This window comes from Priestia sp. 53B2, from assembly GCF_056099005.1.
In genome coordinates this window covers 1-13205 of sequence record NZ_JBLZXA010000026.1, presented here as the reverse complement: position 1 = coordinate 13205, position 13205 = coordinate 1, and the positions used below count along the sequence as shown (strand labels likewise).

Annotated in this window: 12 protein-coding genes and 1 pseudogene; 5 read left to right on the top strand and 8 right to left on the bottom strand. The window is 34.7% G+C overall.

The features are described 5' to 3' along the window. Positions 1-96: IS3 family transposase (locus ACN6NE_RS20500; RefSeq protein ID WP_157842263.1), on the top strand; the 96-nt coding region annotated here is incomplete at its 5' end. Between the two features lie 748 nt (positions 97-844). Here ACN6NE_RS20500 and ACN6NE_RS20495 read toward each other — a convergent pair. Further along, positions 845-1063, bottom strand: a complete 219-nt coding sequence (locus ACN6NE_RS20495) for a hypothetical protein (protein WP_129707941.1) — start codon at positions 1061-1063, stop codon at positions 845-847. Between the two features lie 231 nt (positions 1064-1294). Here ACN6NE_RS20495 and ACN6NE_RS20490 point away from each other — a divergent pair, with 231 nt between their 5' ends. The 3 genes from ACN6NE_RS20490 (at position 1295) to ACN6NE_RS20480 (ending at position 3409) form a co-directional block, all read left to right on the top strand. After that, positions 1295-1486 carry a hypothetical protein gene (locus ACN6NE_RS20490; RefSeq protein WP_129707938.1) on the top strand — a complete coding sequence of 64 codons (192 nt, stop codon included), beginning with the start codon at positions 1295-1297 and terminating at the stop codon, positions 1484-1486. An 843-nt stretch (positions 1487-2329) separates the two neighbouring features. Next, entirely contained in the window at positions 2330-2803 is a 474-nt protein-coding gene (locus tag ACN6NE_RS20485) for a hypothetical protein (RefSeq protein ID WP_474326951.1), read from the top strand. Between the two features lie 48 nt (positions 2804-2851). Next, positions 2852-3409, top strand: a complete 558-nt coding sequence (locus ACN6NE_RS20480) for a CBO0543 family protein (RefSeq protein ID WP_474326949.1) — start codon at positions 2852-2854, stop codon at positions 3407-3409. A 979-nt stretch (positions 3410-4388) separates the two neighbouring features. Here ACN6NE_RS20480 and ACN6NE_RS20475 read toward each other — a convergent pair. The 6 genes from ACN6NE_RS20475 to ACN6NE_RS20450 are packed head-to-tail and all read right to left on the bottom strand — an operon-like array spanning position 4389 to position 10225. Next, positions 4389-5156: a 3-oxoacyl-ACP reductase gene (locus tag ACN6NE_RS20475; protein WP_474326947.1), complete on the bottom strand. Its 768-nt coding sequence runs from the start codon at positions 5154-5156 to the stop codon at positions 4389-4391. Positions 5157-5169: 13 nt separating this feature from the next. Next, a complete protein-coding gene (locus ACN6NE_RS20470) occupies positions 5170-6186 on the bottom strand; it encodes an ABC transporter substrate-binding protein (protein ID WP_474326945.1) in 1017 nt (338 codons plus the stop codon). Next, on the bottom strand, positions 6183-6938 hold the full coding sequence (locus ACN6NE_RS20465; RefSeq protein ID WP_474326943.1) for an ABC transporter permease: 756 nt from the start codon (positions 6936-6938) through the stop codon (positions 6183-6185). The genes ACN6NE_RS20470 and ACN6NE_RS20465 overlap by 4 nt, the downstream gene beginning before the upstream one ends. Then, the gene (locus tag ACN6NE_RS20460; RefSeq protein WP_129708109.1) at positions 6935-7681 is read right to left on the bottom strand and encodes an ABC transporter ATP-binding protein; all 747 of its coding nucleotides are present in this window, start codon (positions 7679-7681) and stop codon (positions 6935-6937) included. Before ACN6NE_RS20460 ends, ACN6NE_RS20465 begins: the two co-directional genes overlap by 4 nt. Before the next feature lie 10 nt (positions 7682-7691). After that, the gene (locus ACN6NE_RS20455; RefSeq protein ID WP_129708112.1) at positions 7692-9140 is read right to left on the bottom strand and encodes an acyl-CoA reductase; all 1449 of its coding nucleotides are present in this window, start codon (positions 9138-9140) and stop codon (positions 7692-7694) included. After that, complete coding sequence (locus ACN6NE_RS20450; protein ID WP_474326940.1) at positions 9137-10225, bottom strand: LuxE/PaaK family acyltransferase; 1089 nt, start codon at positions 10223-10225, stop codon at positions 9137-9139. Before ACN6NE_RS20450 ends, ACN6NE_RS20455 begins: the two co-directional genes overlap by 4 nt. Before the next feature lie 440 nt (positions 10226-10665). Between ACN6NE_RS20450 and guaC the strand changes: the two genes are divergently transcribed. Continuing rightward, positions 10666-11649, top strand: a complete 984-nt coding sequence (guaC, locus tag ACN6NE_RS20445) for a GMP reductase (RefSeq protein WP_129708119.1) — start codon at positions 10666-10668, stop codon at positions 11647-11649. A 1311-nt stretch (positions 11650-12960) separates the two neighbouring features. On the opposite strand, the pseudogene ACN6NE_RS20440 reads toward guaC, so the two are convergent. After that, positions 12961-13205, bottom strand: a pseudogene (locus tag ACN6NE_RS20440) (small multi-drug export protein); the annotation flags it as partial.

The window sequence follows — 13205 nt, the reverse complement described above, 5'->3', positions numbered from 1 at the left end:
AGGTATATTGTTTATTACAACCACAAACGAATAAAAGTAAAATTAAAAGGATTGACCCCTGTAGAATACAGAATTCAATCCTCATTCGCTGCTTAGATAAAGGGTCTAACTTTTCGGGTTCAGTTCAGATGTGGGGTAGTTTTTTCTTTAATCATATGGGATTTTTAATTCTGTAATGTATCTTGATCAGTTTTCTCCTAGTAGAAAAGATTCATGTAAGAAAAAACAAAAATTAGTGTTTTCTCATATTTATTATTTTAGCAACGTTGTCTAAATGTTTTTCTGATTCTTCTAACCGTTTTTGGGTATTTACTAAAGATTTTTGAACAGATGAAGATGTAATAGTTGAATCTTTAATGCTTTTGGCTTCTGTACATACCAGGTGACCTATCCCATCTTTCCATTGGATCGTACATTTAAAATTCCCAAATAAGTTGTTACTTATCTTTAAAATCAGATGGTTTGTTATAGGATAAGAATTAGCCCTCTGTGAGAGCATTAATATTGCTTTATCTCGGTCTTCTTGATGAATGATATTCCATATATTGGATGTATCAGGAAAATATGAATGGGTCCGTGTTTGAAGAATTTAAAATGGTACCTTCTTGATCGATTTGAAAATAAGGAACAGGAATCCATTTAGTTATCATAGTATCCATGTTCTTTCCCCTTTAAATTAATCATTTTTATTTTTAAGATGTGTATCATATATATCTTTAAAATAAAAAAAGCACACATTTTGTCAACTCTAACAGATGCTTCATAACATCTTTTTTTACTGGGGTTCTGAAAACATATTTTATGCTAATTAAGTTTGTACATCTCATAAAAGAAGAAGGCCTTATTAAAGGCCTTCGGGATTTAAGATTATATATAAAGCTTCTGAAGCACTATCTATATCGTCATAGGGTGACATATTTCCATCAATAAGTGTAGTCAATTGAAAACTTTGAATTCCTTTAGAATAAACTAGTTCAATTAATCCAGGTATAACATGGGTAATGGTGCTATCTTCATATTGAATGAGAGTACTAAGCATTTTCTTAATTTCAGCTATGTTCATAAATAGATGTCCCCCTTCCTATTATGAGGAAACTTCAGGTACAAAAAGATCAAATAATTTATTTGTTCTTCTCCCCTACACTAACATACTGATAGGAAGAAAAATACCCTTATGCCAAAACTATTCTGTTCCTATATAGAAACTACATTACGTTAACCGAGCACATTGGCAAAAGGATTTTTCCTTTTAAAAGGAGAATAGTTTTTTTAAAGTCATAAAGGGGTTGATTTGATGTCTAAACAAATGGAAGATGTACAAGTAATAAGACTTTTAGATTCTCAAATTCACTTATGTGATGAGATTAGAAAGTTGTTAATAAAAAAAGAAACAAGGAATCTACATCTTATAAAAGGGTATACAGAACATGACGTAGTAGACATTGCTTTAAACAGATTAATGAGTGAGTTAATCTCCAGGCATTAAACATGTAAAGTTGGGGAGTGTCTTCAACAGACAGTTAAAGGACTAATGGTAAAGCAGAAAGACCCCCTATTTCCGTAGGGAGTTTTTCTGTAGGTTAATGAGTTTCTAGATTGGAGATACTTCTCAGCATCTTGAGTAGTTTGCTTAACATAGTCAATGACTATACATAATAAAAAAAAGTCTAATGGGGATCTCAGTAGGCTTTCTTTTCGTTCAATTATAAAACCCCGAAGTTGATTTTGCTGCTTATTATAAGAATATATACACTTACTCTTTTATAACCTGTACTAACATATAAAACCAGTGGAAAGGAGGGTTCTTTCACTGGCTTTATACGAGGTGTATTTATTTAATGCATCATAGCATTGTAGATAGTTTGCACAAATTTATTTTGTATTATAAATACTAGTTCTTAACTACTGATGACTTTCATATACTATAGAACTCGGAAAAGCTAATCTTCTTTTGTGACTAAACTTTCAAAAGTAGAGAGAAAACACCCTGACTATTTAGAATATAGCCAGGGTGTTTTCGTTTTGGTAATACTTATTGAAAAAGGAAAAAAACTACTGGCTCATCAGGGACCAATAGCTTTTTTCGTGACGCAATTAGAAGTTAGTCGTGATGATTTTATCCATCTTGAGTAATTTGTTCAAGTTATCAATAACGTATGTATCCAAAAGAAAAACCCACCTGATTTGTCAGAGGTGGGTTTCCTTTAGAAATTCTACATGTAATTAGTTTGCTCAAAATACTATTAATTAATCCTTAGAACTATAGTTAAGTTCGGTAATAAAATTTTCCTTTTAGGAGAACTTAAAATAAAAAAGGATGTTTACTTCAATGAAAAAATATAAGAAGTACCTATTAGCTTTACTAATAGTACCTTGGCTTTCTATTCCGTTATTAGGACAGCAAACTTTAAAGAAATTTTTTCTTTCTTCATTAATTGTAAATCTAATTGTTCTCGCAGAATGTTTTTTGGCTAGAAAGAAAACATGGTGGTATTTTTATAAAAGTCTTCATCCCAAAGTTCTAGGAGAGATGCCCATTGTTTTTGGCCCATTTCTAGTAGGAACTATGTGGATTTTTAAGTTATCTTATGGGGATTTCAAGAAATTCATGGTTATTAACTTTACTCTTGATGCATTCTTTGTATATGTACTAATGAGTTGGTTTAAAAAAATTGGGTATGGTTCGATGGTACGCCTAAAAAGGTATCACTTTTTAATGATTTTTACCACGAAGGCAGCCTTTTTATATGGTCTTCAGAAAGTTATTTCAAATAAAAAAAGAGGATCTTCTTCATTAAGCTGATTTTTTCCAGTTAGGAGAATCTAATATAAAAAAGATTGGAATCTAGATATGAAAAAATTTGAAGAAATTGAACATCATTATGATGAATTAAAAATCCTGTGGCTTAATTATTGGAAAGAGGAAGTAGTATTTACTTACCAATGGTGGATAATGGTTTTAATTTTAATTCTTCCTTTTTTTCTATGGTGGATGTTGGTAGATAAAAGGAGAATAATTGAAATAAGCCTAGTTGGACTATTCACGTCTGGAATTGCTTTTATACTAGATCAAGTGGGTACATCACTGCGTTACTGGATTTATCCGTACACTCTAACATATTTAGAAAGAGATTTATGGTTACCTGCTAACTTTTCTGTGATCCCCTTCTTTTATATGATAATTTATCAATGGTTCCCTAAATGGCAGAAGTATATATTAGCCATCATAGTCTTTGCTTTTTTCGCTTCTTTTGTAGGGGAAAGTATTTTTAAATGGTTAGGGATATATAAAGTACTGGAATGGGAACATATTTATTCTGTGCCATTTTACATTATGATCGGAGTCTTTGCAAAAATTGTATTGCAAAAACTTATTTCTATTGAGAAAGAATGCGGAAATGGATTTTAATATTCAATGTTCGAAAATCTCATTTAAAAGTAATAAAATTACTTTTAAATGAGATTTGTTTTTTATTTGGGCAAAGCTAATGCATGAACTATAGGATAAATCATAAGAGTAGTATTTAAATGTAGAATATTCAAATATTTAATTGCCGATAAAATCCATTATGTAAGTAGGTTTTATACTATCTATAAAAGCAAAAAAGCACAGACCACTATATATGGTTTGTACTTTGGGCTAAGGAATAACACTAAAAAAAAGATTGTCTAATAATACATTAACAATTTAATGTTTTAAAGTAAAGAGTTAAATTGTCCCATATTATATCCCTCGTTATTTAAATAACCAGCAAATTATTTTATAAAAAATATAAGTTTTACTATCTACTCTTACTGACAAAAAACGAGAAATACCACTTCTTATCATATACTAACCTATCTTCTACTTACCCTTCAGGAAATTGTATTATTAATAATAATATAATAGAAAATTTATAAGTATTTAATGTAATATATTTTTAATAATATAATATTTATCAAAAATACAAAATGAACGTATTTTACTATAAGGAGTAAATGAATAAACTAACTTATAAAAATTAAAGTTTTACTATTTACTCTAAATAACGACAAATATGTCGTTTTTCTATAATGTGTGTAAATGATAACAATATTTTTAATAAAGTATGTTCATATTTACTTAATGATATGACAGAAAGTGAAACTAAACATAGTTAGACTTATATAAACTAGAAATGAATAATGTATACAGATTAAGGGTATAAAAACCTACTATACAGAAGTAATGACCCAACATTCAGTAGGGTTTTTAGTTATGACACTTTATATATCTTAAGTAGTTTGCTCCAATTAAGAGTACTTACTAATACTTAAACATACACAAGTTATCCTTTTTGTAAACTGACAAATCTACAAAGGCACAAAAGAAGGAGTCGGCATTTTAATATAAATACCGACTCCTTCTATTACATTACAAATCCTCCATCGACAAACAAAGTTTGTCCTGTCATAAATTGACTCCAATCTGAAGCCAGGAATAATACTGGTCCAGCTATATCTTCAGGAGTAGCAATTCTACGAAGAGGTGTTTGGGCAATAATCATTTCCTTTATTTCTTCCTTCGTATTCTTACTGGCATCTGTAGGATACACAAGCCCTGGAGCAACGCAGTTAACTCTTATACCAAAAGACCCTAACTCTGCTGCTAAATTACGGCTATAGCCCATTAGAGCTGTTTTAGCTGTATTGTAATCATGATAAGGAACAAGTGGTCTTTCAACTAAATTACTAATAATATTTACGATACTTCCTTGGCTTTGTTTTTTCATAATAGGAAGAACTGCTTGACACATATAGTGCGCAGAGCGTACTGCTCCATCAATTTGTGCTTGATAATCTTCCCACTTCAAATCCCAAGCCATTTTACGTTGTTCTGGATCAAATTTATATGATTTAAAGGCATTGTTTATTACAATATCAATTTTTCCTACTTCCATTAAAATCTGCTCTACCATTCGGTTAATATCTGATTCGGAAGTTACATCTGCTTGAATAGCCCATCCATCACCGCCGAGTTCAATACAAGATGATACAACTTTTTCAGCAGCCTCCTCATTTTGGAGGTAATTTACAATAACAAAGGCTTTTTCCTTACCAAATGCACGAGCAATTGCAGCTCCTATTCCCCGGCTCGCTCCTGTAACAAGTACTACTTTCCCTGAAAATTTCCCCATTATCCTTCCCCCGTTACTTCTTAGGAAGAAGTTCTTGGTTGACAACCTCTTCCATATTCAATTTATTCTTAATTAATCCTAACTTTTGATATGTGTCAGCAGCTTTTTGCAGAACGGTTGTATCAAGGGCCCCTAATCCCTTTTCATCTGTTAAGGAGGAGATACTGGAAGTGTTTCGTAATTTAATAATCTCTAAATTTTGTTTCTCATCGGTTCCATCAATTGCATACTTCTTCGCTAACGAAGCTGCTTCTTCTGGATTTTCAATCATCCACTCAGCACTATCTTGATAAGCTGCTAAAAACCGTTTAAGCTCTTCTTTCTTCTCTTGATACGTTTTCTCTGTTACCACAAATACATCACTCGGTACATTTAAAGAGTCTTTTACTTCCATTACATTCACTGCACCTAAACCTTTTTGTTTACCCGCGGCTAATCCTGTATCTGTTGCTGCCGTAGCGTCTACTTGCCCCTGCATTAAGGGAGCAAAGTTTGAAATGCCTGTCTCTACAATTTTTACATCTTTTTCAGTAAGACCAGCTTCGTGTAAAAGTACTAACAGGTTTTGACGAGTTCCACTTGTTAAACTATAGACACCAATCGTTTTTCCTTTTAAATCTTCTGGTTTCGTAATATTTTTTTCTTTCAGTGAAACGATATTGAATACATTTTGCGGATAAATATTATAAATTACTCTCAACTTTTCTCCCTTATCTAAGGCAAAGAAAAGTGATCCAGGATCTGTAAAGGCAATATCAGCTTTTCCAGAAAGAATATTTTTCACAGCATCTCCTCCTCCAGCACCAGGAAGGACGGTTACATCTAATCCTTTATCTTTGAAAAATTCTTTTTTCTCATCCACCAATAGATTTGTTTGTTCTGTAATTGGCTTACTCCAATTTGCAACTCGAATTTTTTCTATTTCTTTTTTTTCTGATGTCGTACTTGCTTTTCCTTGTGTCCCGCATGCTGCAGAAAACACTGTAATACATAATAAGACAATTGCTGTTAATAATGTTTTTGTTCTCATTTTTTTATCTCCTTCGTATATCGTCTTATCCATTTCTTTTCCATTACGTTAACGAGTTGATAGAGAAGCATCCCTATGATAGTTAGCAAAATTAAAGATGCAAACATTAAAGGTGTATCCATCATCCCCTGAGAGGCTACAATTACAGCTCCCAATCCTTCACTACCACCAATAAATTCACCGACGACAGCTCCTACTATTGCTAATACCACAGCGACACGAAGTCCCGCAATTATTCCTGGCATGCCAGCAGGTATTTTTAAATGCAGTAATGTTTTCCACCGGCTAGCTCCTAACATACGAAACAATTCTTTTTTTTGTTTATCGGTATACTGGATAGCTGTAACCGTATTCTCAAGTAAAGGAAAAAAACAAATCAATGCTGTGATTACTACTTTGGATGTCATCCCAAAACCGAACCAGAGAATAAATAATGGAGCTAAAGCCAGTTTTGGAACAGCTTGACTTGCAATAACATAAGGAAAAAAAAGCTTCCTTATGATTTGAATTTCTCCCATAAGAATCGCAGCCAGAAATCCAAATATGCCTCCAAATAATAGGCCGAGTAATACCTCTGCCATAGTCCGCATAATATGAGGCATGAAATATCCACTCTGTATACCCTCCAAAAGAGTAGAAAAAATAATAGAGGGAGCAGGCAATATGAGTTCTGAAATATTTTTTGCTGCCATTTCCCACACAATAAGCAAGACAATAAATAAGAGAAAAGAATATAACGGCATCTTCTTCATAATTGTTCCCTACCCATTACATGACGTATGTTTAGACAAAACTCATTAAAATAAGGTTCATATCTCATTTTCATTATTCGTGGTCTCGGAAGATCAACCGCCGATTCATACGCAATCTTTCCCTCTGCCATGACAGCTAATCGATCTGATAAATAGACAGCTTCCGAGATATCATGAGTAATAAAAAGAACAGTTGTGTTATGCAACTTACAAACCTTTAGAAGATCATCCTGTAGTTCTTCTCTTGTAATTGCATCTAATGCTGCAAATGGTTCATCTAGAAACAACATAGATGGCTTTTGAATAAGGGCTCTGGCAATAGCAACACGGCTCTGTTGCCCTCCCGATAATTGCATAGGATATTGATTAACATAGGAAGCTAATCCAACAAGATCCAATAAATTTGTTGCATTTTTTCGATCTTCTTCCGTTATCTTTCGTAGAAGAGAAATAGGAAGCAGCACATTTTCTATCACTGTTTTCCATTCCAATAATGTCGGTGATTGAAAAACAAATCCGCATTCCGTGGAAGGTTTCATAACTTCTCTCCCATTTAATTGAATACTCCCACCATTGGACTGCAATAAGCCTGCAGCAAGCTTTAGTAATGTTGTTTTCCCACAACCACTTTTGCCCAGCAAACAATGAAACTCGCCTTTTTCAATACTCCAGTTCACCCTATCAATAACCAAATTTATTCCTTGATAACTATATGTCACATCTTTGATTGTTAAAAAACTCATGTTTTACCTCCTAATCCACATAAGGAGCAAATCTCTCACTTTCTTCTTCAGCAGAAGATTCTATATCTACCATATGAATCAAATCTAGTAAATTAAATCGACCATCGTGATGCCAGCCAGCTTCTGGAGATGTCATATTTCCTAATGCTGTAATACGTGTAAGTCCTATTTTTCCTAATAATTCTGTCCAATGAAAAAGTTCTTTCGGGCTTGTTGCTATACCAACCGTTTGTAGAAAAGACCGATTAGGTGCAATAGAAGGAATAATATCTTCTATGCTTTCAAATGCAATCACTCTTATCACACGATTTAAACAGCTGGGACTAAAACTTATGTCATTCTCTTCATAAACAACTGTCCAATCATTTGCAGCATTCCCTAATACCTCTTTATAAGGGTTAGAATAAATATCCATCTCTTCTCTTTGGCGCCATGATGCTAATGATGCAGACTCTTCCATTGAAAGACTACGGCGTGGAAACCTTTTTTCAAAGTTATCTAGTTCATGAGCCATATACCTTGCAAACTCTCTCGGAGAGATATTTCCCCCGTTTTGTACATAAAAGAGATGGGGAGAATAACAACCTTGCTGATCATAACGAATCACATCTAGAGCTGCTTGACGTGCGGAATGCCAAGATTTGTGAGAATCGAGGGAAGATTTAGAAACGACTCCAAAACTGATTTTATGTCCAAATGGCAAGAAACGAGTAGTAATAGGAATACGACTTTGAATAGATTGCAATGATTCATTCCCCCCATAACCAACTACAACGTCTGTTTGTTTAAATAAAGAACATTCTCGCTCTTCGTTGCCACCTTTCCACCAAACCACCGCAAAACAGTCTGATAAACGCGGTTCTATTTCCACTAATAATCTAGCAAACCAGCCAGCAAATAAAGGCTCAGCACTTGGGACTTTTCCAATATTCCCTGATTTAACCAATAAACCAGAGATGAGACTCCATAATGGTAATCCTGGGACATTTCCTGACCAAATATGAGTAATAAGATCCGGTCCAATTGCCTTTGAAAAACCTCCTTTTACTCGAGGTTGAAATTCATCGAGTAAAGAAAGATTTCCTAAATCCTCAATAAGAAAACGTTGCAGTTCATGTTTTCGAAAGTTTTTTAAGTAAGAAGTAAGACCGAGTCGAATTAGCTCCTCACTATAGCCGGTTACAATAGGTAAAAGCTTTTCCGCCTTTTGACGACAAGGTGTATTTCGATCAAGTAATCTATCAATAGCTTGGTCTATGATTTTCACAAGCTCCATAACCGAGAAGGATTTTAAAGTCTCAGCACTCGCACTCTTGACTTTTTGGATAACCTTGTTCATCTGTTCTTCTGTAAGAAGTGGAACTTCCACCTCTAATACCTCTTCTTTGTCTCTGAACAGCAAAACTTTTTTCTCGAATTCTTCTCCTATATCTGGAAGATATCCTGCAGTTTCTCTCATTTTGGAATCTCCTTTGTTGCCTTTAAAAATTCCTCTACGGCAATTGAGCATCCTTTGGCTTGAGTGCCTTCCACTCTCCCTAATAAAAGGAAACCACAGTCGACCTCAACCCCCACGTCTTCTGTCAAAATTGTCGTTACTGAGTTAAAGTTTGCAAGATCACAATGTACGAGTACTCCACGCTCGCCCTTGGATACCTCCTCTCCTGTTAATGGATTTATAACTCGTGTTCGTATCCAATGTGGTCCTGATTTAACAGATGGAATATTTATATTTCCATTGTCGTAAAATTGTGTGCTTAATTCGGTAATTCCGTACATATTAATACACTCAGCACGGTCTACTCCTAAAGTGGAGGAGAGTAATTGATAGAACTCATCCAAATCCAATTCCTTTGATTGATTTTTAAATCCTCCCGTATCTAGGATCTTACTTCCTTTTGGTAGAGAAAATGTTTTTCCCATACTTTCTAGTTTTTCTAACATGTGCACGAAGCTAAAGCTTGCTCCTACAAGAGCATACGGCTCTCCAGTTTCTTCAGAATGAATCAATTCTTCTAGCAAACGGTCTATGTCAACTCCGTTATCATTTATCAGATAGTGACTATCTTCAGTGCCAAATCTCTGCATTCCTAAAGCTAAATAGTGAGATAATGAAGAGTTCGGTAGTTCTTTTGCTGTGGGAAAAAGAACACCCATACGTATTTTCTCTGTGTCCTTCATAAATCTTTGTTTGAAATTCAAAGTCATTGATAGGTCATATATATGTAAAGTCGGGTGGTAATGCTTACCCTTAATTCCCTTCGTAGTACCACTTGTCATAAAAATGGCTTCTGCTTCCTCAGGATCAGCACAACTTAATGTAACTTCTTTAAAAGCATTAATGGGAACTGCCGGAATATCCCTCCACGTTTTGACCATTCTTGGCGTTTTCCCTTTTTGCATACAAAATGTACGATATGGAAGATTATGTTGATAATGATATGAAAATAATTGTAAGGCGTGTTCATTAAAATCATCTTCTGAAGAAAGTTGATTTTGTATAAATTGAAGCGTACTTTCAATAATTTCTTGTTGCTGTTTCATCTGCTTTCAACCCTTTCCTAAAAAAATAAAAAGCACTCTACATAAGTAAAGTGCTTAGACTATCGCTATTATCACTTTCCCTACGCTGGCATGATCCAACAGGTTCAACGGTCTACGACAGATTAGTCGTACTCTCAGCCTGATTCCACAGACTCCCGGTAAAATCTATTTTTCATTCAAAGTTTACTCCTTCTTTCAAAAGAATGCAATTGTATTATTAACCAACCCTTAAATATGAATAAAAATCATTTGTAATGTATTTTTAATTCATATAAAGGAAGAGGAACCTCTCAGCTAAATTGACTCTTTACTATTAGAAGACCTAAAACGAGCATAAACAGGCTAAATTTTTGACATACTTATAGAAATAAACTATATTAACAAAGGACGAACCTTTGTGGTTTTTAATTATTAATTATTCGTATTTAGAGGTGTTATTTATGGAAAATGTGTTTGATTACGAAGATATTCAACTAATTCCTGCTAAATCAATAGTAAACAGCAGGACTGAGTGTGATACTACTATAACATTTGGGGAACGTAAATTTAAGTTACCTGTCGTGCCCGCCAATATGCAAACGATTATAGATGAAAAACTTTCAATTTACTTAGCAGAGAATGGTTACTTTTATGTGATGCACCGTTTTCATCCAGAGAAGCGAATAGCTTTTATTAAAGATATGAAAGAACGTGGCCTATTTGCTTCTATTAGTGTAGGTGTTAAAGAAGAGGAATATAAATTTATCCAGCAATTAGCAGAGGAAGAACTTTTACCTGAATACATTACGATTGATATTGCACATGGTCATTCAGATGCTGTCATACAGATGATCCAGCATATAAAGAAATACTTGCCTCATAGTTTTGTTATTGCAGGAAATGTGGGAACTCCAGAAGCAGTAAGGGATTTAGAGCGTGCTGGTGCCGATGCAACAAAAGTAGGAATTGGTCCAGGGAAAGTATGTATTACAAAGATTAAAACTGGGTTTGGAACAGGTGGTTGGCAATTAGCAGCTTTGCGTTGGTGTGCAAAGGCAGCAAGCAAGCCTATAATTGCAGACGGTGGTATCCGTACGCATGGTGATATTGCAAAATCAATCAGATTTGGTGCGTCTATGATAATGATTGGATCACTATTTGCTGGGCATGAAGAGTCTCCAGGTGAATCAGTTGAGAAAGATGGAATTTTATATAAAGAATACTTTGGTTCTGCCTCTGAATTTCAAAAAGGTGAAAAGAAAAATGTAGAAGGTAAAAAGATGTTGGTAAAACACAAAGGGTCCATAAAAAATACTCTTATAGAAATGGAACAAGATCTTCAGTCTTCTATTTCTTATGCGGGAGGAAATAAGCTAGAAGCAATTCGTAACGTTGATTATGTTATCGTAAAAAATTCTATCTTCAACGGAGACAAGACATATTAAGAACCTTTTAAGTATCTTATACTTGATAATTAGGTTAATTTATTTATATTTTGCCGATCGTAATAAAGAATAAAGGTAAGAAACCTTATTCATATCAATAAGATCTCTCTAGTACCTATAATCTGTTTTATGGTGCGACAAGAAGTCGCTTTTATATAGTGTGGCTTACGCCACTGGTTTAGACGCAAAAGCTATCCCCGTCCAAAACTGCGGGCCTGGTAACGGGCTCGTGGGTTGCATGCGGAAATGCGGAAACAGAGAGTTAGTGCACGACTCGGAACACTGCTAGGGGAAGATGAGTATGGTGAACATTAGTGAAGGTTTGTAAGCTTCGTCAGTGTTAGCTCAGGATAGTGTACAGCTTTGCCTGGGTATTGGCAAGAGGAAAAGCAGATTCATAATGCTGCTGTGACGCGTCCCGTATCTTGCCCGGAGTAAAGAATCCACCTAACCTCGTCGTATCTATAAGATGCGGAACTTGGTAAGCCCTTTGTCATCTGTTTAAACAGTAGGATGACTGCAAAGTCAAACGATGCGGCAGAGGGTAAAGGATATGAGAGAAAGCAAATGCCATTACCTCGAAAGAGAACAGGAAAGCAGGAAACTGTATAACTGAATGGATACTATCGTCCTTACGGACAAGCCCATGATAGGCCCGAAAGGGAGCTGACTTCTCATTGGTCTCTCGTAGGAACATAAGGTTGTGGCTATCTTCTGACGAAAGAAACGTACTGTTATGTATACTTCCAATTGGAGCGTCGGCGTACGTTTTACTTACCGATATGGTGTGTGATGAGGATACGACAGCAAATGGACCTGCAATGGGAGGCTTGAGCCGATGTGTCTTGAAAGGGACTCGCACGGTTCTTAGGGGAGGAAGGGGCAGTGATGCCCCTAACTTACCCGACTTAACTAAATAAATATATATTACACAGTATAAAATTAGAAAAACCCCCTATTTCCGTAGGGAGTTTTTCTTCGGGCTAATGAGATTCTAGATTGGAGATACTTCTCAGTATCTTGAGTAGTTTGCTCGCTATAGTAGATATTATTCAACGTAGGCAATTTAAATATAATAAAATGAAAAATAGTATTAGATTATTTGTGTCAGAAATCATAACAAAGTTATAGCTTGCTTATATGAGTTTCTAGTAATATAAAATTAGTTGATTGAAGATTCAAAAAGCCCTTCTGCATAAAGACAGTGCCTAACTAATTAGGCGCTGTCTTTATGCAGATTTCTTATAACGTACATTATGATAACTAAGGTTGTATGGAGGATACATTTAATTTAGATTTATATTATAAGGCTTAAATCAAGTTAAAAAAGCTAAAACCATACATCGAACAAACCGTAAATACGATAGTCCATACTGCTAAACTAGTTGTCATCCATCCTATCACATGTCGACGCGAAGATCCGAAAGTTAGAGCAAGTACTGCAGCTATATCTGTTCCTACTAAAATAGGAGCAAGCAAGGCTAATCCTGGTATACCGTATTTTTCCCATATCTTCTTTGACCTTGTTTCTTTTTTTGTTGGACCCGTAATCCCTT

Excerpts from the sequence above, each read along its gene's own strand:
- ACN6NE_RS20465 (WP_474326943.1), bottom strand. The coding sequence starts at position 6,938 with ATGAAGAAGATGCCGTTATATTCTTTTCTCTTATTTATTGTCTTGCTT.
- ACN6NE_RS20475 (WP_474326947.1), bottom strand. The coding sequence starts at position 5,156 with ATGGGGAAATTTTCAGGGAAAGTAGTACTTGTTACAGGAGCGAGCCGG.
- ACN6NE_RS20485 (WP_474326951.1), top strand. The coding sequence starts at position 2,330 with ATGAAAAAATATAAGAAGTACCTATTAGCTTTACTAATAGTACCTTGG.
- ACN6NE_RS20460 (WP_129708109.1), bottom strand. The coding sequence starts at position 7,681 with ATGAGTTTTTTAACAATCAAAGATGTGACATATAGTTATCAAGGAATA.
- ACN6NE_RS20480 (WP_474326949.1), top strand. The coding sequence starts at position 2,852 with ATGAAAAAATTTGAAGAAATTGAACATCATTATGATGAATTAAAAATC.
- ACN6NE_RS20495 (WP_129707941.1), bottom strand. The coding sequence starts at position 1,063 with ATGAACATAGCTGAAATTAAGAAAATGCTTAGTACTCTCATTCAATAT.
- ACN6NE_RS20490 (WP_129707938.1), top strand. The coding sequence starts at position 1,295 with ATGTCTAAACAAATGGAAGATGTACAAGTAATAAGACTTTTAGATTCT.
- ACN6NE_RS20455 (WP_129708112.1), bottom strand. The coding sequence starts at position 9,140 with ATGAGAGAAACTGCAGGATATCTTCCAGATATAGGAGAAGAATTCGAG.
- ACN6NE_RS20470 (WP_474326945.1), bottom strand. The coding sequence starts at position 6,186 with ATGAGAACAAAAACATTATTAACAGCAATTGTCTTATTATGTATTACA.
- ACN6NE_RS20450 (WP_474326940.1), bottom strand. The coding sequence starts at position 10,225 with ATGAAACAGCAACAAGAAATTATTGAAAGTACGCTTCAATTTATACAA.
- guaC (WP_129708119.1), top strand. The coding sequence starts at position 10,666 with ATGGAAAATGTGTTTGATTACGAAGATATTCAACTAATTCCTGCTAAA.